Consider the following 18,995-nt stretch of genomic DNA (forward strand, 5'->3'; position numbering starts at 1 on the left):
CCTCCCTGCATGAAGGACCGACCGGGGAGGACTCATGGCTGCCAGACGATCGGATATTGCTTCAAGCATCAAGGCCGCGAGGCCGCTGGCGGAGTTGGCGACACGCCGGCCGGAATTTGCGCACGTCGAACGGATCTGGGACAACGAACTCGCGCCGCGGCTCGGCGAGCGCGAGGCGGTCCGCAAGCAGGCCGTTTCCAAGGCGATCCGGAAAACGGTGGTGTCCGGCGTCCTCGCGCTGATCATCGCGACAGTCATCTATGGCGTGATCGGCGCAGGCGATTTTTTCTTTCCGCTTTTATTCTTCCTGGTGGCAGTCGTGGTCGCGGCAGTTTCCGGTATGGACTGGCTGAAAGTCTATTCGCTGAAGGGCGAGACGAAAGACCTCGTGCTCGGCACGGCCTGCCGCCTGTTCGGCTTTACCTACCAGACCCTGCACCCGGATCTTTCCGGCGTGTCCGATCTCAAATCCCTGATGGCGCACAGCAAGGAACTCGCGGAAACCCTCACTGGTCCGCAGATCGGCGATGCCAGGACATTCAAGACCATATTCGGCGATGTGACGGTCAGCTCGCACGATGGCGAAGGTGGCCCGCCGCCAACCCCGGCTTTTCAGATCCTGAAGGATGCGGCCCTGTTGCCCGGCTACGCAAAGCGCAAATTCGAAGATCTGATCGAAGGCGAGCGCGCCGGCGCGAAATTTTCTCTGGTCGAAGTCAGGCTGGATAGTGGCGGCAAGAACAGCCAGACCGTGTTCCAGGGCATCCTTGTGCATGTGGAGTTCCCCGAACGCTTCCTTGGCCGCACCGTCATGGCCCGGTCCGGCTGGTGGAAGCGCGGCAAGGGCGCGGGCGAGCTGAAAAAGGTCGACCTGATTTCGAAGGAGCTGATGGATGCCTTTACCGTCTACTCCAACGACCAGGTTGAGGCGCGCGCGATCCTCGCACCAGACCGGATGGAACGGCTCATCGCGTTGGAACGCCACTTCTCCGGCGGCAAGCTGAGAGGCGTGTTCGAAAGCGGCCACATGACCATCGCGCTGGAAGCGCCGGACCAGTTCGAGGCAGGCTCGATCTTCGAGCCGCTGGTCGATCCGCGCCGGTTTTCGAGCGCGCTGTCGGAACTCGGCCTGCTGTGCGACCTTATCGACGGTTTCCTGACGCGCGACTGGGTGAAAGGCCGCCTCTAGGTGCGGGTGTCGTACTTGTCGATCTTCTTCTGGCCCAGCAGCATGCGTTGCTCCAGCCGGCGGCGCAGGGAGGCGTAATACGCTTCCAGGAACGCGATGTCGGTCTCGCCGGGCGCGGCGATCCAGCCGATCTTGGTCCGGATGCGCTCGGCCACCTGCGATTTGATCTGCGGTGTCGACTGGCGCAGCACGTCTTCGAGAACATGCAGCTCATGAATGCCATAGGCGTCGGCCTGTTCAGCGGTGAAGGCGATGGAAGCAGAGCGCGGTGCGGTTGCGGCGGCATGGCTGATGTCGCCCATCAGCGTCACCTTTGGCGCGCGGATCACCCATGTGCCGGCGATCAGGTCGCCAATCCGCATCTTGTCCTTGTTGAACACCGGGAAGAACAGGAACACGCCTGACCAGACGAGGCCGAGCAGGGCGAGCCAGGACGTTACCTGATCCTGTCCCATGAACATGAACTGGAACGGCAGGCCGATCTCCAGTTCGCGCGTGAAGTTTCGGGCGAGCACCGCATTGGCGGTGAGACGTCCGCCATCGCGGGACGCGACCCGCAGGCCCAGCGCCCGCTTGCCGGGCGTCGCTGCCTTCGCGCCCAGTTCGAAGAAGATGTAGTAGAAATTCCGGACGAAGAAGAAAAAGACCAGCCAGAAGGCAAAGGCGATGTTCGCCCCGCTGCCCATGCCGAAAGGCCCGGACAGTGCGCTGAGCCCCAGCAGGGATGCAATCACGATGGCCCACTGGATCGCGACGTCGATGGCGAAGGCGCCCGCCCGTTCCGCCGCCGTCGCCAGCTTCAGCCGAATGGCGGCGCCTTCCGGCGTGACCAGCACGCGCGTCATCTTCGACTGGCGCTGTTCCTCGGCCATGCGGGCGCGGCGGCGGCGCGCGGCCTCGATGCTCACCTGCATGGCGGGGGATGGGGCCTGCGCAGTCATTCCGAACGCGCCTTCCGGGGCAGGTAGAAATAGCCGAGCCACAGGACCAGCGTCACGCCGGCCACCGAATAGCGCACGGTGTCGGAATTGATCAGCTGCCGCCCGAAGCCTTCAAGTATGGCCGCGATGATCAGCATGACCACGCAGCCCATGGCCACATTCGCCGCCCGCCTTCCGGCAACGCGCGCTGACGCGATGCGGCTGAGCCTGCCTGGGAACGCCACTGCGCCGCCGATGATGAAGCCGCCAGCGCCCGCAAGGATGATGGCAAACAGTTCCGTCACACCATGGATCATCAGCCAGCCGGTGAATTCATAGCCGAGGCCTTTGTCCCAGAAAACGGCATAGAGCGAGCCGATCATCACGCCATTGTAGACGAGCAGCCAGGCCGTCGGGATGCCGAAAGCGAAGCCGAGCGCGAACGCAAACAGCGCGATCTGGGCATTGTTATTGAACAGGAAGCTGGAGAACGCCGTCAGCTGGTCGTCCCGCACTTCACCCGGTTCTGTATAGATGGTTGCGCGCAGGGTTTCGTAGGTCGCGTCCGGCGTGCGTTCGTCGAAGAAGCCGTGGCCGTGGATCGTCCAGAACCAGTCCATGTCCTGCAGGCAGAGGAAGAAGGCGAGTGCCCAGCCGCCGAACAGGAAGAGGGCCGCGAGCACGGTCGAGAAGACCGCGCTGCGCACGGCGGCGGGCCAGTCTTCGCGAAAGAATTGCGCGATCCGCTCGCCGATCGAACTGCGCGCGCCATAGACGAAGAAATAGGCGCGCGTGCAGAGGCCTTCGAGGTAATTGACGACGTTCTGGTCGAGCGAGATGGAGCGGGCGACCGAGAGCGATGACACGGCCTGCCGGTAAAGCTGCGGCAGGGCAGCCATGTCGTCATCGCTGAGGCCCTTTACGCCGGAATTCTCGGCGCGGGTCAGGATCAGGTCCAGCTTGCGCCAGTCGGCCTCACGTTCCTCGCGAAAGCGGTAGGATTTCAGAACATCGCTCACAGCATGTCCCTCTTTTTGATCTGGAGGTAACGCGAAATGAGCGTGCCGCCAAACTGTTCGGGCTTCGTTTCGATGATCTGAACGCCCATGCGCTGCAGGCGCCGGAACACGACTTCCCGGTCAGATAACAACGAGCCGGCGATGACGGCTTTCGTCACGTCTTCCGGCGTGTCGGGCCGCGCGTCGGCAATGGACGACAGGGCTTCGTCCTCGAAGGTCGCGAAGAGAACCAGATGGCGTTCCGTCAGGCGCCGTACATTTTCCAGCATCAGCTCGGCCGAGATTGTGTCGACGAAATCGGAAAAGATGATGATGAGGCTGCGCCGCTCCAGCTGGCTCGCCAGCGTCGACAGGGCGAGCGTGAAGTTTGCTTCTTCGGTGGAATAGTCGAGCCCGGCCGCAAGGCTCTGCGCCTTCGGAAAGCTGCGCGATCCGGTGAGGAACCCGCTCGACAGGCCCGGCCGCGCATCGAAGCCGAAATACATCGTCCGGTCGCCATTGCGCAGCGATACATAGGTCAGGAGCAGGCCGGCATTGATCGCGCGGTCGATCTTCGGCACGCCGCCCAGCGGCTCGCTCATCAGGCGGCCGGTATCGAAGGCGAAGACGATATTGTGGTTGCGCTCGGTACGGTATTCCTTGCCCAGCAGGTGGCGGTGGCGTGCCGAGTGCTTCCAGTCGATGGCGCGCCGGTCCATGCCCGCCATGAACTCCCGCAGGGCGTCGAATTCGTGTCCGTCTCCGCGCTCGATCTGCGTTTTGATGCCGAATTCGGCATCGCGCGAATAGAGCCGGATCGCCTCGTCCTTCACCCAGCGGATGTTCGGCGTGATCGGAATGTCGATGCCAAGGTCATGGATATGCCGCTTCTGCACGAGACCGAACGGACCCCGCCAGCGGCTCCAGATGCGCACCAGCCGCGCCGTCCCCCGGCGCAGCGGCGTCAGCGCAAACTCATGCGGCCGCGCGCGCCCTTCCCAGCCGCGCAGGCCGCGCGCCGGAATGTCCTCCAGGAAATCATTGGTCTCCAGCTGAACCTCGATGCGGCGCGGAACCGCGCCCCGCGTGAAGGAAAAGACCGCCGGTAACGGATCGTCACCGCCGGAATAGAGGATCGCCGGAGGATCCACCTCGACCCGGAAGGCCCGGAGCGCCGGTCCGATCATCGCGTCGAGCAGCATCAGTCCGCCGACCAGCGCAATCCATCCCGCCGCCACGATCCACAGTTCCGGCCGCAGCAGCGCGATGGCCACCATCAGTGGCAACCCCAGCAGCATGAGCCAGATCGCGCGGGCGGTCGGGGAAATCACCGGGGCGCCGCCGTCTGTTCGATCAGGGTGGCGAGCGTTTCATCGGTCGTCTTGCCTTCGATCTCTGCCGCGGGCGACAGGATCACACGGTGGCGCAGTGTCGGCAGGGCAAGCGTCTTCACATCGTCCGGAATGACGAAGTCGCGGCCATCGAGCGCCGCGCGTGCCCGTGCAGCCGTAGCCAGCGCGGAAGCCGCCCGAGGGCTCGCGCCGGTTTCCAGAGCCGGCGACGTGCGTGTCGCCCGCACGATGTCGACGATGTAGGCGATGATGTCATCCTTCAGGGTGGCCGCGGCGACCGAATTGACGGCGTCATTCAGCTCCTCGACACTGATAACGGCCTTCACGCCGAACGCATCCGGTGTGCGCATTCCGGTGCGGGTGCCGTGGCGCGCAACGATGGCGAATTCTTCGTCGCGCGAGGGATAGTCCAGCGTGTGCTTGAACAGGAACCGGTCTAGCTGCGCTTCGGGCAGGGGATAGGTGCCCTGCTGCTCGATCGGGTTCTGCGTCGCGATCACCATGAAGCGGTCGTTCAGCGGATAGGTGTCGCCATCGATGGTGACGGTGCGTTCCTGCATCGCTTCCAGCAGGGCGGCCTGGGTTTTCGGCGGCGTCCGGTTGATTTCGTCTGCCAGCAGGAGGTCCGTGAAGATCGGCCCTTTGGTCAGCGTGAACTCATTGCTCTGGAAGTTGAAGAGGTTAGTGCCGAGCACGTCGCCGGGCATGAGGTCCGGCGTGAACTGGATCCGCCCGAAATCCAGCGAGATGGCTTTCGCGAAGCACTGCGCCAGCAGCGTCTTCGCGGTGCCGGGGGGGCCTTCGAGGAGAACATGGCCGGAGGAGAACAGGGCCGTGAGCAGGAGGTCCACGGTCATGTCCTGGCCGATTACGGCCTTGTGGATTTCTTCGCGGATGCGTCCGGCGAGCGCGCGGATGTCACTTGGGGTCATTCGGGGATCTCCTTAGAATGTCATGGCGCCAACGCCAGAGCTCGCGCGCTGAATGCAGCAGCGTTTCGCGGTTTGGCGTGGTGGTTTTCAGGCTGGAAGCGATCTGGGAGAAGGTCTTTCCGGATTGGTCCTCCGGACCCAGACGATCGAACAGGGCGGATAGTTGCGCTTCGGTAAGTGTCTTCGGCGCGCCGATATCGGCGGCCGCGCGCCGTCGCATCAGCGCGAGATAGCCCGGCGCCATCCTCGTTTCACGGCGCGCCATCGTGACGAGGCCAGCCGAATTGTCGGCGAGCGCCTGCTTGCCGAGTGCGATGACGCGGCCTTCGCGTGCTGGCGGGCCGAACCGCACGGTCGCTGCCCAGCCGAGCAGGAGCGCCGTGGCGAACGCGGCCAGGGTCGCGCCGACAAAGGGAACATCGAACATCATCTGCAGCAGGTTTTCCGAGCGCTCAAAGCCATGGAGAGTCGCATCGAAGACGATGGGCTCGTCGCTGGAATAGCGGATGTAGTCGATGACCTGCACGGCAAAGCGCGCATTCTCGATGCGCGCGAGGCCGAACGTGTTGATCATGTCCGGATCGGCAAGGACATAAATGTCCTCTCCCGGCACCTGGCCGAGCAGGATGCCATCTTTCGTGCCCGCGACCGGCTCCAGCGTCGAGGACTGGATCACCTGCATTTTCACGTCGGGCTTGAGCGCCATTTCGCCGAAGGGCGTGTCCACTTCTGCGGGCACGTCGATGCGCCCGACTTCTCCGCCGATCTTGAGCAGAGCCAGCAGGTCGTTGACGGTGCTGGCGTCCGTGAAGCGTGTGTCTTTCTGGAATTTCGGGTTGTCGCGGTCCGTAAGTCCCGTCCATTTCGGCAACACGATCAGTGTGGTCGAGACCGGCACGTAGTCTTCCAGCGCCTTGTCGCCGATCCAGTGGGGGAGCGTGACGATGCGCGTCGCCCAGTCGGTGCTTTCGAGGTCGTGCTTGAAGCGGGAAATCTCGACCGGATAGCCTTGGTCTTCGAGCAGCTGGTAGAAGCCGTTATAACCGATGGCCGATGTCGAGAAGGGGTGGTCGCCCGCTTCGTTCCGGTCGCGCAGTTCCGGTGCCCAGCCGGCCAGCACCATCACGGCCGCGAAGGAGAACACTGCGACCGCAATCAGGATCGCAACTGTCCGCGTCGAGAAGGGGGAATTGGAGGTGGCGGCCGTGTCGCTCATGCCCAGCCCTCACCGAAGGCGAAATCCTCATAGGAAGTACGCGCCTGCTGCCAGCTTTCTGCGTCCACTGCGCGCCCGCCGAAGAAGCTGCGCTCGACGATTTCGATGATCGGGTGCAGGCCCTTGCGTGCCCGGTCCGGTAGGCGACCGAGGCTGCCGATTTCCCGTGCGGTCAGCGATTTCGGAACGCCACCTTCCAGCCGGGTCTGGATGTCCTCGATGGAGCGGAAGAGGAGAAGGTGCACCGCCTCGGCAAACTTGCCCGCGCGGGCGAGGGTGTCGGCCTCCTCCAGCAGCGAGCGCGCCATGGCCGCATCCGGCCGGATGTCGGCCAGCACGTCATCGCCAATCTTGTCGTCGCCCAGCTTCGGCTTCCCGAAGCGGACGCGGATTGCTTCGCCGAACAGGAAATAGAGAAAGCCCCCGATGACTGCCGCGATGATGGCATAGAACAGGAACTGGAACAGCGGCGCCAGCCTGCCGAGAAAGTCGCTGAGCCAGCTCATCCAGCTGGGCGGCGGTTTCGGTGGGGGCTGGTCTGGCCGCTCCCACTCCGGGCGCTCCAGCTGGAGGCCGGACTTCTTCAGGTAAGTCTCATGCGCGGCATCCAAGCTGTCGAGGTCCGTCTCGGCGTGGCTGTCCTCATAGTCGTCATAATATTCGTAGTCGTCCGGCTCGTCATAGTCGGTGTCGTCTGACGACGTTCCCGGCTGCGTGTGGACCGTGGGCGGAGTCACCTCCGGCACCTGTGCAAGTGCGGATGCAGCAAGCAGGCAGGCGAGCGTAAGGGCAGTTCCTGTCCTTGACCTCAACCGCACCGGGCACTCCTCTCATGGCCGCCGGACGGCCTGCCTTCGCTCCAGACTATTTCAGAGGTCGCACCGGGCTTCAACGCCCTATTGCGAACCTGCCCGTTCAGCCGATATAGCCGCGCCAAGGCAGAGATGAGGCAGAGCATGGACAAGGTGACGGCCTACCGCGACCTGAAGGCGGAAATCGAAGCGGTTGTTGCAGGCGAGACCTCGACAACAGCACGCTACGCGACGGCGGCCTGCCTGCTGGCCCAGGCCTTCCAGCCACGATATTTCTGGACAGGGTTCTACCTGGTCGACCCGCTGAAACCGCGGGAGCTGGTGATCGGCCCCTATCAGGGCACGCTCGGCTGTCTCCGGATTCCGTTTGGCCGGGGCGTCTGCGGCCATGTGGCCGAGACGGAAATGCCGATCATCGTGCCGGACGTGCATGCCTTCCCGGGGCATATCGCCTGCGATGCGGCGTCGAATTCCGAGATCGTCGTGCCGGTCTTCGACCCGGCGGGCAAACTTGCCGCGGTGCTGGACGTCGATTCGACCGACTATGACGCGTTCGATGAAATCGACGAGGCAGGCCTAGTTGCTATCTGCCAGGTGATCCTCACCGCCTGAAACCGGCAGCGTCGTCATCAGCGTCGCATCGAACTCAGGGTCGGCCTCGGTCGCGCGGGATACGGCGTCGATCCGGTCGATCAGGTGCTCTTCCAGAATATCCAGCTTTCGGGCGCGGATCCCGTTCACAGAAAAGATCTCATGGTCCAGCACCAGCCATTCGTCGCCGGCCGGCGTATAGGGCGGCCAGGGTGGGAGGTGTTCGCCATTCGGGTCGCCGGTTCGCGCGAAATTGGTCCAGTAGGCCTGCATCGTCCGTGCGAGGCGTTCGTCCTTGTCGCTCATCGGCAGCAGGGTAGACGATGATCCGAACACGAAGGGAATTTCCGATCCGTGATAGGCCCCGATGGTCTGTCCGCGAGTCGGCGTCGTGCGGGTAAAGAAATACATCCAGGTCGGACGGCCAGCGGTCGCGTTCGCCTTTGACAGGAAACGCATGTGCACGCCGAAAAGGTCGTCGCCCAGCATGTCCATTGCGCCGGCATCCCATGAGCGCTCTGAATCCATGCTGTAAAGCGCCTGGAGCGCCTTGGCCGGATTCTCGCCGAACACTTCCGCAAGTTCCTGCTCGCGCTGATCGAGCGTTCCGGTGATGCCCGGCCGCAGAATGGTCGGCGAGCGGATGGACCCATAGAACAGAGTCCCTTCGTCGGCATTGTAACCGGCCAGCACAGGAACCTTTGGGGCGTCGCCTGCGCGGATGGTGGCGCCGACGGTTTCGGTCAGGATCTTTCCATCCACCACGGGCAGGAAATAGCCCGCCAGGTCCTGCCGGGCTTCGACGCGGGCGATGATCGAAGCAGCCGGAATCCGGCGAAGTTCGGTCGCCGTCACGGTCTGGTCCGTCAGGCTGCTCAGGAATTCTGTGCCGACATCTTCTGCGCTGCGCGACCCGATGAGGGGCGCGTCATTGCGATAGAGGGCGTTGTAGCTGCTGGTGCCGCTTTCAAGGATCGCCTTGTGGTAGAGGCCGTCGGCATAGTGCGTTGCCATCAGTTCACTGATGGACTGGGCCCCGGCACTTTCGCCAAAAAGGGTGACATTGTCCGGGTCGCCGCCGAAAGTGCGGATGTTGGCGCGTACCCAACGCAGCGCCGCGACCTGGTCCATCAGGCCGTAATTACCTGAGGTGCCGGCTTCTTCTGTAAGGGCCGGATGGGCGAGGTAACCGAACGGGCCGAGACGGTAATTGAAGGTCACAAGAACCACACCATTCTCTACCAGCGCATTCGCCTGGTAGAGATCGTTCGAGCCTGACCCGGCCTGGTGCGCCCCGCCATGAATCCAGACCATGACCGGCAGCAATTGCTTGTGCCCGACATTGCCGGACCGGACGTTGATGAAGAGGCAGTCCTCCGCCTCCGCGGGGGCCGGGCGAGCGGATATCAGGCGGCGGGCCGCCGTGCGCTTCCACCAGGGCAGGCCGGTGCCATCCAGGATGCGGTTGAAGAAGCCGTCGATGTTCCGGCGCGACTGGATGCATTCCGGACCATAGGTGCGCACGTCGCGGGCAACGGCGCCCCATTGCGGTGGGTCGCCCGGCGCAGCCCAGCGGCTTGCGGAGGCATACGGAATGCCGTTGAAAACCTGAATTTCGGAATTGTCGCGATCGATGCCGCCAAGAACGATGCCCTGGTTAATCCGGATCGGCTCAGCCAATTGCATAGGCTTCGGGGGGGAGGTGATCTTGAACCACCCCCACGCGCCTGCCGCGATGAGCAGGAAAAAGAGAACTATACTGAGGCGTTTCATCGATGTGTACCGACCCCGCAACCTGCAATCACTATACCAAAGCGCAATGGTGAGTCACCGAACGCTCAGGCGATCAGGCGAGAGAATCCAATGTGCGTGTTAATGAAGCCACAAGATCATCTGTCGGTTCGATGCCGCAAGCGAGACGCACGAAGCCGTCCGGAACGTCATCGCCCCAGCGGATCCGGCATTCCGCGCTGGTGTGCACGCCGCCAAAACTGGTGGCAGCGGTCACAAGCGGGCTGTTTTCAATGAATTTTTCTGCGATTTCGCGATTGGCGAGGCAGAAGCTCACAACCGGGCCAAAGTCGCGCATCTGTCTTGAGGCAACCTCGTGGGACGGGTCGTTCGTGAGGCCGGGATAGTTAACCGATTTCACGGCAGGATGGCTGCGCAGCGCCTCGGCGGCCGCCATTGCGTTGGCACATGCACGCGAAAGGCGAATCTCCAGCGTCAGCATTCCCCTGTGAAGCAAGTAAGCGTCGAACGGACTGACGATGGCCCCGGCAAGGCGCCGCCAGGTCTTCACCGGTTCGAGCAGGGAAGTGTTCCGCGCAGCGACATGTCCTGCCAGCACATCCGAGTGCCCGGCCATGGCTTTTGTGTCCGACATGACGACCATATCTGCGCCGAGATCGAGCGGCTGCTGGCAGATGGCGGTGGGGGTCGTGTTGTCGACGACGAGCAGGGCGCCGGCAGCCTTCGCCCGTGCTGCCACCCCCTCGATGTCGCACACAGCGAGGCCCGGATTGGAGGGCGTTTCGATCATCACCAGCCGGCAGCCGGTTTTGTCGGCTGACATCATGTCTGCAGTCGGACAAGTGTGGATGTGGATGCCCATGGGGGCAAACTGCGCTTCCAGCAGCGCACGGACATTGTAGTAGCCGTCGGAATGAACGAGCACCGTGTCGCCGGGCCGGAGGTAGGCGTAAAACACCGATGCGACCGCCGCCATGCCGGATGGGAAAAGCACGGCTTCGCCGCCTTCAAAAACGCCGATCTCCGCCTCGACCTGCTCGACGGTGGGATTGCCGTTGCGGCCATAGAAGTGGCTGCCGTCGGGATCGCCCGGCAGCAGGAATGTGGAGGACGCCACGATCGGCAGTGCCACAGGATCGCCCTTGGCAAGGTGTTCGCTGCGATGGTGCAGCAGCCGCGACATTGGAGAGGAAGGATCAGCCATTCAGGATTTCTGCGCCGGGCCCGATCCACGCGTCAAGCTGGGCGCGGGCGGGCACATCGAGTTCCGACCAGGCTGCCCGCAGACTGGCGAGACATTTCGCCTGGTATTTGAACACGCCCTGCTCATAGCGGCCGCCTTCAATCATCAGGCCGAAGGCCTCCTTCCCCGCGTCTGCGGCGTCGGCATTGGCCTTCAGGAAGGGGAGGTAGGTGTCACCCGCCAGGGCGAGCAGTGTCTTCACGGGTGCGCCTATATCTTCTGCCCATGCGCCGTCCATGCCGCTCGCATCGTCGGCATGGTCCAGCCAGCGATAGAGGTAAGGCGTCTCGCGCCGTAGCCAGGCCATTGGCGTCGGGTCATAGCTCATGACTTTCAGCTGGCCGTAAAATGCGGCATCAGCAAGCGAGAAGGCGTTGCCAAACAGGAACCTCGTCGGCCCCGTCGCCATGGCTTCGAGCGCGTGGCAGGCACGGCGCCAGCTGGCTTCGATCAGCGGGCTGGTCTGCGGTGTGCAGCCAACGAGGGCCATGCGGGAAATCTGCCGCTCACGGATGTTCGCCGCGGCCGGTTCAATCGCGCCGAGGCCGGCATTGGGAAGAGAGTCGAACATCAGCCAGTTGGCGCACCATTCGGCATCCTCGGCATAGGCCCAGCGGAAATGGAACATCGCCTTCATGAACCATTCGTCGGCCATGTCTTCCAGCAGGAGGCAAGCAAACCGGGCGACGGGGTCGTCCGGCAGCAGACTGCGTCCCTCTCCCTCTATCGATAGCAGGAAAGGGGTCGAGTCATTTGTCCATGAGCCGTCCGGCCGGCGGATCACGGGGATCACCGGCGCCTTTACATTCGGCATGACGTGCCCGCGTTCTTCAGCCGTCATTCCGGTCCATGTGTGGACGAGGCGCTTGGCCCGCATCGCCGCGCGCACTTTCATCGAATAGGGTGACCCGAGCGCCCCATAGATTTCGTAATGGCTCACACGTCCCTCCTGTTGCGGAACGTGAAGATCGCCTGCTTCATGCCGCCCCGCGCGCGAGTATAGACGGGACAGGCGCCGGCGTCCAAGCCCCGCTCAGAGGCTGATGCCTTCGGCCCGGAAAGGCCGGGTCGTCAGAAGCTCCTGGCACAGGAGGCCGGCATCGCGGTGACGGCTCATCTCCTTGTAGTCGGGATGGTTCAGCGTGGCGATGAATGCCTTACGGTTCGGGAAGAACATCACCATCACGGCGTCCCAGTCGCCATTCCCGATGAAATAGCGCTCGACCTGTCCCATCATCAGGCACTGTCCGCCAACCTCCGCCGCCGCCACGCCAAAGGCGTCGGCATAGCGCTGGTAAGCGACGCTGCCCGGCTCATCCTTGCCGTTTTCCGGGTCGTCGGGGTGGTATTCCGCTTTGACGCGGAACTTCAGGATATTCACCTGCGCGATCGGCCCGTCATACGGATCATCGCGGAAGGCGCGGAACTGGGCCGCGGTCGGCTGGAAGGCCGGCATGGACTTATCCTCCCATCGGGCGGGTTTCGATCAGGTGCTGATGGTCCAGACCGGCATCGCGATGCCGGTGCGCTTCGTGATAGCGCGGATCCTGCGTCATGGTGACGAAATGTGCGCGAGAAGGATAGAAGACCACGGCCACCTGGTCCCAGTCGCCCTCGCCAATCACGAAGCGTGCCGCCGGGCCAGCATAGAGGATCTTCAGCCCGATTTGCGGCTCGCCGGTGAACGTCGCAAGGCCCGCGCCGTAGCGGGCATAGGCTTCCTGCCCGGTCGCGCCGTCGCCATGTTCCGGGGCGTCTGCCGGATATTCGGCCTTGTCGCGGAATTTCAGGAGATTGATCATCACGATCGGCCCATCATGGGCATCGGTCGCGAAAGTTCTCAACTGGTCGGGGGTGGGTTGCTTGGCGGTCATGATCTGTCCTGTCTGGGGCGAAGCTCCGGGTGTTTCCCGAAAAAGCACTCCGCAAAAAAGAGGGCGGCGGCGTGGAGGCCGTGTTGAATTTCGAACTGTCCGTAATCCAGGAATTCTGCATACGGCATTTCCAGTATTTCGATTTCCTCGTTCGGGTCCAGCGCCTGGCCGGGACCGGGCGTGCAGCCGAGGGCGAGGTAATAGTGCAGGCGGTTGTTCTGGAGCGCCGGATTGGGATAGCAGGTGCCGATCAGGTGCATTTCGCGCGCGACATGGCCGGTCTCCTCGCGCAGTTCCCGCGCGCCGACTGCGGCCCAGTCTGCCTCACCGGGATCGGATACGCCGCCCGGCAGGCCGACCATGATGACGCCTGCGGCATGACGGTATTCCCGCACCAGAACGACATTGCCTTCGTCCGTCACGGGCACGACCGTCACCCACTCCGTCAGTTCACAGACATGGTAAGTCTCGACGATATGGCCATCCGCGCGCTGGCACCGGTCGGTACGAAGCCCCATGAACTGGTCGCGCAGGACTTGCGTGGATGAGAGGGTCGTCCAGGGCTTCATGGGGCCTTATCCACTCACTTTGCAAGCGCCATGCGGGCCAGCTTGGCGGCCAGGATAATCCATGGCGTGCCATGCAGGAACAGGTCGAAAATATCGACCGGACGACGCAGGGTGCCGCCGGCCAGCATTTTCAGTTTCTCCCAGAGATGCGGTTCGGGCGTGAACGGCGCGAGGCCGAGCGTCAGACAGGCGACGATGGCAAGGCTGAGCGGAATATTGTCGAGAAGGGATAGCATGAAATCAATGTCCGGGGCTGAGGTGTCTGTCGAGGAATTCAAGGCGTGTGCGCATCAGATGGGTCTGCAGGGCCTCGCCGCGGACGCCATGGCGCTGGCCGGGATAGGTCATCACTTCGAACAGCTTGCCCTTCTGTTGCAGGACCGCCATCAGGCGGGTCGTGTTGTCGAAAGTCACATTGTCGTCGGCCATGCCATGCATGAGGAGAAGCGGCGTGTTCAGCGTGTCCGTATGCGGAAAGACGCTCGACGCTTCATATCCCTGCGGATTGTCGTCCGGCGTGTCCATGTAGCGTTCGGTGTAGAACGTGTCGTAGAGGCGCCAGTCCGTCACGGGCGCACCGGCGGCGGCCGCGGCGAATGTGCCTTCCGGCGCCTGCAACAGCGTCATCAGGGTCATGTAGCCGCCATATGACCAGCCCTGGATCGCGATGCGTTTTCCGTCCACGAAGGGCTGGGCCTTCAGCCATTCGACGCCAACCAGCTGGTCGCGCACCTCCGGCCCGCCGGTGCGCCGGTAAATCACGTCCTCGAATTTGCGTCCGCGATTGTAGCTGCCGCGATTGTCGAGACGGAACACGATGTATCCATGCCGGGCGAGATACTGGTCCGACAGGCTGCCCCATTTGCGTTCGACCGTCTGCACATGCGGGCCGCCATAGACTTCGATGATGACAGGGTATTTGCGTGAAGCGTCAAATTCCGGCGGTTTCAGGATCGAATAATGCAGGGCTTGTCCGTCCTCGGCTTCCAGCGTGCCGAACTCCGGTGTGACATGATCCTTCAGGTAAGGGGCATAAGGATGGTCTTCCGTGAGTGCATTTTCCTCGATCCAGGCGATCAGCGTCCCATCGATCCGGTAAAGGCCGGTCTGCGGGGGCGTGTCTGGCGAAGACGACGTGCCGACGAAGCTCTTGCCGTCGGGCGCAACCGTGACGTCCCATGTCTTGCCAGGGCCCGTGATGCGGACGGGGGAGGGGCATTCCACCGTCGCGCGGGCGGACATGGGCGTCATGTCCGCGCAGTGCGAGTCCGGCAGCTGGGTGGGACCGCCGCCAACCGGGTCGGCGGCATCGGCCTCAGGAATGCCCATTGTGTAGAGGTGGCGTTCCAGGACTGTGTCGTAGAAGCCTGAAAGGAAGAGCGTCTGGCCGTCAGGTGACACCTGCTCGATCTTTGCCATGACTCCGCCTTTTGGTGTCACAACCAGCGGGGCCTCCTGGCCGGTCGGCTCCACGGTAATGGCATGGCGCATGCCGTCCTCTTCCGTCGAAAGCAGCAAGCGGCCGTCCGGCAGCTCGTGGAAGTCGTTGGACAGGTTCACCCACTTGTCGTTGCGCTCGGTATAGGGCGACCAGACGCGCCAGGGCAGGCGGTCGGAGCGATTGTAGCGGATTTCGGTCTGGTCCCGGTCGACCGTCTGGAACCAGAGCCCGGTCGAGGTCCAGTTCACCCGCGCAAGATAGTCGTCGGGCCCCACGGAATAGATCTGGTCCGTCCGTGCGTCCTCCAGGTCGTGAACGAACAGGGCCACGACCGCATTCGGCCGGCCGGCGCGCGGGTAGCGCTGGTTGATCACCGTGACCTTGTCCGCCTCGATGTCGAAACGGGGGATAATATCGACGCCGCTCTCGTCCACGCGGGTGAAGGCGACATAGCGTTCGTCGGGGCTCCACCAGTAGCCGGTGTAGCGGTCCATCTCTTCCTGGGCGACAAATTCCGAGACGCCATAGGCGATCGCCTTGTCCGGTTCCGCGAGCGGGGTGAGGCGGGTCTCCGTGGCGGTCGCGAGGTCGATCGCGTAAACGGCGCCGTCTCGGACGAAGCTCACATAATTGCCCTGCGGCGAGATCCGGGCGTCGTACTCGAATGCCGAAGAATGGGTCAATTTGGTCACGTTCGGACCATCGGAAGTCAATTTGATGAGGTGTAAATCACCCCCCAAAGGCACAAGAAGCGTGTCCTTTGTCCCCCAGCTATAGTCCGTGATCCCGGCCGTACCGGCGATGCGCTTGCGCTCCCGCAACGCCTTTTCTTCTTCAGAAAGCTCGACAGCCACGGGCTCGAGCATGCGTGAATTGACCAGCAGGCTCTGCTCGCCGGTCGCCACGTCGAACTGCCACAGGTCAAACCGGTTCTGCTCGTCCGCCCGCGACTTCAGGAAGGTCACCCGGCTGCCGTCCGGCGAATATTTCACCATCCGTGCCGCCGGGCCGGCGAGCGAAGGGGACGCATAAAGCCGCTCCAGCGGCAGGGAATCGGGCGTCTCGGTCAAGATTTCAGCCTCCGGTAGGTTTGTTCGGGCTGCATTAGGCGTCTGACATGCGGCGAGCAGGGCTAATCCTGCACCAAGTAAAAGGAATCTGGTCTTGGAAATCATGCCTGAACCCTAGTCATTGCCTCCCGTTTGTCACTTGCGACGCACAGACATTCCCCCGGAATGTAAAACTTTCATGCCGAACTGCGCTGCCCCACTAGCCAAGGTCGCTATGAGGCATATTGTCATCGTCATGCAGAACGGGGTGGGCTTGTTCGAGGAGGCTTGTGCGCTGATCGCCAGTGGCGGTAGCGGCGAGACCTTGGTTCGCGGCGCTGCGCTGATGCGTCAGGCCGCTGACGCCGGTCATGCCGGCGCGGCCAACAATTTCGGAACCCTTCTTCACACCGGCCGCGGCGTCCGTCAGGACATGATGGCCGCCAGGGCCTATTACATGCAGGCCGCTGAAGCAGGTCTTCCCGTCGCAATCTTCAATCTCGGGTTTATGGTTCTGAACGGCCTCGGCGGCGCGCGGGATCCGTCTCGCGCACGCTCCCTGTTCGAACTGGCCGCCCAGCGGGGCGATCTCGACGCCATCACTCATTTCGGCGCCATGCTGATGACGGGAACGGGCGGAACACAGGATGTTGCGGCTGGCCGCGACTGGTGGGGCCGCGGTGCGGCGCTGGGCGACAGCCGCTGCGCCTTCAATCTCGGGATCGCCAATGCCGGTGGACATGGTCAGGAGATCGACTTCGTCGAGGCCTGGCGCTGGTTCAAGCAGGCCGAACGCCTCGGCAATCCGGGGGCCGCCCATGAACTGGAACGGCTGGCGACCGTCATGACGGATGAAGAGCGCCGGCAGGCACACCGGCGCGCCAGCTGAAATTTCAGAGATACATCGACAGAAACGCGAGCACGTAGGTCAGCATTGAGATCACCAGGTCGGTGGTCAGCGCGACCAGCGCAAACAGCATGGCCCGCCAGATGCGCCCGCCCGCCTTCATTCTTGGGGCGAGGCCGGCGAATGCCGTTATCAGGTAAATCGCCACACCCGCGATGCCTGAGCCCAGCGTTGCAAGGTCGATCCATTCGACCGGGATGAGACCGTAAAACAAGGACTGCACCAGGCCGAACGCAATCGCCGGGAGTAGCGCAGCAAAATACAGCCTGATCCGCACCGGAGCCGGCGTGCCCTTGCCCCAGATACGCAGGAGCAGGGACGAAATGAAATGGCAGAAGAAGTATGTGAAGGGAAATAGGAGCAGGAACTGTGCCATCAGCCGGCGGGCGGTTTCCTCGACATTGGGAACCGGCAAGTCGCTGAGCGGTACATCGGCGAGATAGTCCACAATGCTGCGCACAAGCGGGGAGTCGTCTCCCGCCCAGAGGAATTTCAGGACGGACGTCGCGGCGATCAGCGTGAACACCAGCCGCAGCGAGGGCGTGTAGCGCCCGAGCCAGTCAGCGTCGCGTGCGGCTTCAAAGAGGCGATCCGGACGCGCGACGGCGACACCGATGCTTCGGATGGCGCGGACATTCAGTCCGAACAGGTCGTCCAGCAATGCGTCCCAGCCGGACAGCCGGGTCATGTCGTCATCGGCGGCGGGAGAGGAAGCGGCAGGCTCTGACATGGGACGCTCCTGAGTGTTGAAATTGTCCGGGATTTGCCCGTCAGATCAAGCGGAAACGGGCGGCGCCATGCCGCTGGCGCTTGGTTTTCCGGGTCGCGCAGGCAACTATAGCGGCGCAAAGCACCACCCGAACAGGATTCTTCCGCTATCGCCGGTCCTCAATTCGTTTGTCACATAGTCTGTTCCCGAGCTTCAGATTTGGCCGAATAGGCCAGAGCTGGCACGGATATTGCGGAATCGCCGGAAGTTTACAGGCACACGAATGTGGGCTTTCGTCGGACCGTAAAGCAAGGTCCAATAATCCTTCGGAAGGGAATAAGGGGCGGCGAAATGAATACCGAGACTCTGCTTTCTAAAGCCAAAGAGGCGGACACGGCGAAAGTCACGATCATTATCGCCCCGCGAGAACGTTTCGAACAAGCGACGATGTCGCTCACATCCCTGTTCGAGACGATCGATATGCCCGTCAGCCTCATTTATGTAGATGGCGCGACCCCGGAGCCGATCGCATCAGACATTCGCAAATTGATTGAATCCCACGGTCACACCTACATCCGCAGCGAACGCTTTCTGTCGCCCAATCAGGCGCGCAATCTTGCGATGAAGAAAGTGAATCCGGGCGCCAAATACATTGTATTTGCCGATAATGATGTCCTGTTTACGCCGGGTTGGCTGTCTTCCATGGTCAACTGCGCCGAAGAAACGGGGGCTGGCCTTGTTAGCCCGACCATTCTCGTTGGTCCGGAGGGCAGGATGCCGGATCTCAAAATCCACCATGCCGGCGGCGCTCTCAGCATTCACCCACAGTCCGGTGGCCATGTCGTCTTCAGCCGGCAGCATGGTCACGAGCACCTGCGCTATCTTGATGTCAAGGACCAGCTGGTCCGCCGGGAGACAGATTGTACCGAATTCCATACGGTTCTGACCCGTAAGGACATGCTTGACCAGATCGGGCCATTCGACGAGCAGATCGTCGGCTTCAGCGATGAAGTCGACATGGCCCTCTTGGCCCGCCAGTGTGGCTGGAAAATCTGGTTTGAGCCGGCCTCAGTGATTACCTATGCCACCGGCAAGAAGCTCACCTGGAACGACCTGCCGTACTTCTGTGCCCGTTGGGAGGGAAGCCGCTGCATCAACGCTGAAAAGCATTTCTATGCCAAATGGGGCCTGAAACCTGATTTTGATCGACAGCGCCGTTTCCTGCGCGACCATCGCCGCCACGCCTTCCCGTTCAAACGCCTTCAGAAGCTGATTGGTTGGCGCGCGACGGTATTGTTGACCACGGTGATTTGCCAGGCCATCGCTCTGACGGCGCTTCCGCGTTTTGCTCCGATCCGCAGAGAGACCAGCAATGCGAGCCCCTTAAGGCCGCAGATTGGCGAGGCCCACGCCTCCGTCTACGCCTGAGACATCCCCGCCA

At 62.7% G+C, this 18,995-nt stretch carries 19 protein-coding genes; 4 read left to right on the plus strand and 15 right to left on the minus strand.

From position 1 onward, the window contains the following. Window positions 1–34: 34 nt before the first annotated feature. Window positions 35–1,189, plus strand: a complete 1,155-nt coding sequence (locus tag R3C13_RS12095) for a DUF3137 domain-containing protein (RefSeq protein WP_371311084.1) — start codon at window positions 35–37, stop codon at window positions 1,187–1,189. On the opposite strand, the gene R3C13_RS12100 is transcribed toward R3C13_RS12095, so the two are convergent. Genes R3C13_RS12100 through R3C13_RS12125 form a run of 6 tightly spaced genes read right to left on the minus strand, consistent with a single transcriptional unit; the run spans window position 1,186 to window position 7,344 of the window. Next, the gene (locus tag R3C13_RS12100) at window positions 1,186–2,130 is read right to left on the minus strand and encodes an RDD family protein (RefSeq protein ID WP_371311085.1); all 945 of its coding nucleotides are present in this window, start codon (window positions 2,128–2,130) and stop codon (window positions 1,186–1,188) included. The two genes, R3C13_RS12095 and R3C13_RS12100, sit on opposite strands and share 4 nt — an antisense overlap. Continuing rightward, window positions 2,127–3,128, minus strand: a complete 1,002-nt coding sequence (locus R3C13_RS12105) for a stage II sporulation protein M (protein ID WP_371311086.1) — start codon at window positions 3,126–3,128, stop codon at window positions 2,127–2,129. Before R3C13_RS12105 ends, R3C13_RS12100 begins: the two co-directional genes overlap by 4 nt. Beyond that, a complete protein-coding gene (locus tag R3C13_RS12110; RefSeq protein ID WP_371311087.1) occupies window positions 3,125–4,438 on the minus strand; it encodes a DUF58 domain-containing protein in 1,314 nt (437 codons plus the stop codon). The genes R3C13_RS12105 and R3C13_RS12110 overlap by 4 nt, the downstream gene beginning before the upstream one ends. Next, window positions 4,435–5,391 carry an AAA family ATPase gene (locus R3C13_RS12115; RefSeq protein ID WP_371311088.1) on the minus strand — a complete coding sequence of 319 codons (957 nt, stop codon included), beginning with the start codon at window positions 5,389–5,391 and terminating at the stop codon, window positions 4,435–4,437. Before R3C13_RS12115 ends, R3C13_RS12110 begins: the two co-directional genes overlap by 4 nt. Next, the gene (locus tag R3C13_RS12120) at window positions 5,378–6,607 is read right to left on the minus strand and encodes a DUF4350 domain-containing protein (RefSeq protein WP_371311089.1); all 1,230 of its coding nucleotides are present in this window, start codon (window positions 6,605–6,607) and stop codon (window positions 5,378–5,380) included. The genes R3C13_RS12115 and R3C13_RS12120 overlap by 14 nt, the downstream gene beginning before the upstream one ends. Beyond that, window positions 6,604–7,344 (minus strand): DUF4129 domain-containing protein, encoded by a 741-nt coding sequence (locus R3C13_RS12125; RefSeq protein WP_371311090.1) that lies wholly within the window; start codon window positions 7,342–7,344, stop codon window positions 6,604–6,606. The genes R3C13_RS12120 and R3C13_RS12125 overlap by 4 nt, the downstream gene beginning before the upstream one ends. A 219-nt stretch (window positions 7,345–7,563) precedes the next feature. Between R3C13_RS12125 and R3C13_RS12130 the strand changes: the two genes are divergently transcribed. Then, the gene (locus R3C13_RS12130; protein WP_371311091.1) at window positions 7,564–8,031 is read left to right on the plus strand and encodes a GAF domain-containing protein; all 468 of its coding nucleotides are present in this window, start codon (window positions 7,564–7,566) and stop codon (window positions 8,029–8,031) included. On the opposite strand, the gene R3C13_RS12135 is transcribed toward R3C13_RS12130, so the two are convergent. The 8 genes from R3C13_RS12135 to R3C13_RS12170 form a co-directional block, all read right to left on the minus strand. Continuing rightward, window positions 7,996–9,690 (minus strand): carboxylesterase/lipase family protein, encoded by a 1,695-nt coding sequence (locus R3C13_RS12135; RefSeq protein WP_371311092.1) that lies wholly within the window; start codon window positions 9,688–9,690, stop codon window positions 7,996–7,998. The two genes, R3C13_RS12130 and R3C13_RS12135, sit on opposite strands and share 36 nt — an antisense overlap. Window positions 9,691–9,856: 166 nt before the next feature. Beyond that, entirely contained in the window at window positions 9,857–10,966 is a 1,110-nt protein-coding gene (locus R3C13_RS12140; protein WP_371311093.1) for a cystathionine gamma-lyase, read from the minus strand. Further along, window positions 10,959–11,945 (minus strand): glutathione S-transferase family protein, encoded by a 987-nt coding sequence (locus tag R3C13_RS12145; RefSeq protein WP_371311094.1) that lies wholly within the window; start codon window positions 11,943–11,945, stop codon window positions 10,959–10,961. Before R3C13_RS12145 ends, R3C13_RS12140 begins: the two co-directional genes overlap by 8 nt. A 93-nt stretch (window positions 11,946–12,038) precedes the next feature. Continuing rightward, complete coding sequence (locus R3C13_RS12150; protein WP_371311095.1) at window positions 12,039–12,461, minus strand: DUF1330 domain-containing protein; 423 nt, start codon at window positions 12,459–12,461, stop codon at window positions 12,039–12,041. A gap of 4 nt (window positions 12,462–12,465) precedes the next feature. After that, complete coding sequence (locus R3C13_RS12155; RefSeq protein ID WP_371311096.1) at window positions 12,466–12,879, minus strand: DUF1330 domain-containing protein; 414 nt, start codon at window positions 12,877–12,879, stop codon at window positions 12,466–12,468. Further along, window positions 12,876–13,448: an NUDIX hydrolase gene (locus R3C13_RS12160; protein ID WP_371311097.1), complete on the minus strand. Its 573-nt coding sequence runs from the start codon at window positions 13,446–13,448 to the stop codon at window positions 12,876–12,878. The genes R3C13_RS12155 and R3C13_RS12160 overlap by 4 nt, the downstream gene beginning before the upstream one ends. A gap of 14 nt (window positions 13,449–13,462) precedes the next feature. Further along, window positions 13,463–13,684 (minus strand): RND transporter, encoded by a 222-nt coding sequence (locus tag R3C13_RS12165; protein ID WP_371311098.1) that lies wholly within the window; start codon window positions 13,682–13,684, stop codon window positions 13,463–13,465. Window positions 13,685–13,688: 4 nt separating this feature from the next. Further along, the gene (locus R3C13_RS12170; protein WP_371311099.1) at window positions 13,689–15,959 is read right to left on the minus strand and encodes a prolyl oligopeptidase family serine peptidase; all 2,271 of its coding nucleotides are present in this window, start codon (window positions 15,957–15,959) and stop codon (window positions 13,689–13,691) included. Between the two features lie 214 nt (window positions 15,960–16,173). Here R3C13_RS12170 and R3C13_RS12175 point away from each other — a divergent pair, with 214 nt between their 5' ends. Then, a complete protein-coding gene (locus R3C13_RS12175) occupies window positions 16,174–16,827 on the plus strand; it encodes a tetratricopeptide repeat protein (protein WP_371311100.1) in 654 nt (217 codons plus the stop codon). Window positions 16,828–16,831: 4 nt separating this feature from the next. Here R3C13_RS12175 and R3C13_RS12180 read toward each other — a convergent pair whose 3' ends face one another. After that, window positions 16,832–17,575: a hypothetical protein gene (locus tag R3C13_RS12180; RefSeq protein WP_371311101.1), complete on the minus strand. Its 744-nt coding sequence runs from the start codon at window positions 17,573–17,575 to the stop codon at window positions 16,832–16,834. A 330-nt stretch (window positions 17,576–17,905) separates the two neighbouring features. Between R3C13_RS12180 and R3C13_RS12185 the strand changes: the two genes are divergently transcribed. Then, the gene (locus tag R3C13_RS12185; protein WP_371311102.1) at window positions 17,906–18,982 is read left to right on the plus strand and encodes a glycosyltransferase family 2 protein; all 1,077 of its coding nucleotides are present in this window, start codon (window positions 17,906–17,908) and stop codon (window positions 18,980–18,982) included. Window positions 18,983–18,995: the final 13 nt, after the last annotated feature.

This window comes from Hyphomonas sp., assembly GCF_041398385.1.
Lineage (GTDB): Bacteria > Pseudomonadota > Alphaproteobacteria > Caulobacterales > Hyphomonadaceae > Hyphomonas.

Excerpts from the sequence above, each read along its gene's own strand:
- R3C13_RS12100 (WP_371311085.1), bottom strand. The coding sequence starts at position 2,130 with ATGACTGCGCAGGCCCCATCCCCCGCCATGCAGGTGAGCATCGAGGCC.
- R3C13_RS12130 (WP_371311091.1), top strand. The coding sequence starts at position 7,564 with ATGGACAAGGTGACGGCCTACCGCGACCTGAAGGCGGAAATCGAAGCG.
- R3C13_RS12180 (WP_371311101.1), bottom strand. The coding sequence starts at position 17,575 with ATGTCAGAGCCTGCCGCTTCCTCTCCCGCCGCCGATGACGACATGACC.
- R3C13_RS12115 (WP_371311088.1), bottom strand. The coding sequence starts at position 5,391 with ATGACCCCAAGTGACATCCGCGCGCTCGCCGGACGCATCCGCGAAGAA.
- R3C13_RS12165 (WP_371311098.1), bottom strand. The coding sequence starts at position 13,684 with ATGCTATCCCTTCTCGACAATATTCCGCTCAGCCTTGCCATCGTCGCC.
- R3C13_RS12120 (WP_371311089.1), bottom strand. The coding sequence starts at position 6,607 with ATGAGCGACACGGCCGCCACCTCCAATTCCCCCTTCTCGACGCGGACA.
- R3C13_RS12160 (WP_371311097.1), bottom strand. The coding sequence starts at position 13,448 with ATGAAGCCCTGGACGACCCTCTCATCCACGCAAGTCCTGCGCGACCAG.
- R3C13_RS12155 (WP_371311096.1), bottom strand. The coding sequence starts at position 12,879 with ATGACCGCCAAGCAACCCACCCCCGACCAGTTGAGAACTTTCGCGACC.
- R3C13_RS12140 (WP_371311093.1), bottom strand. The coding sequence starts at position 10,966 with ATGGCTGATCCTTCCTCTCCAATGTCGCGGCTGCTGCACCATCGCAGC.
- R3C13_RS12175 (WP_371311100.1), top strand. The coding sequence starts at position 16,174 with ATGAGGCATATTGTCATCGTCATGCAGAACGGGGTGGGCTTGTTCGAG.
- R3C13_RS12095 (WP_371311084.1), top strand. The coding sequence starts at position 35 with ATGGCTGCCAGACGATCGGATATTGCTTCAAGCATCAAGGCCGCGAGG.
- R3C13_RS12150 (WP_371311095.1), bottom strand. The coding sequence starts at position 12,461 with ATGCCGGCCTTCCAGCCGACCGCGGCCCAGTTCCGCGCCTTCCGCGAT.
- R3C13_RS12185 (WP_371311102.1), top strand. The coding sequence starts at position 17,906 with ATGAATACCGAGACTCTGCTTTCTAAAGCCAAAGAGGCGGACACGGCG.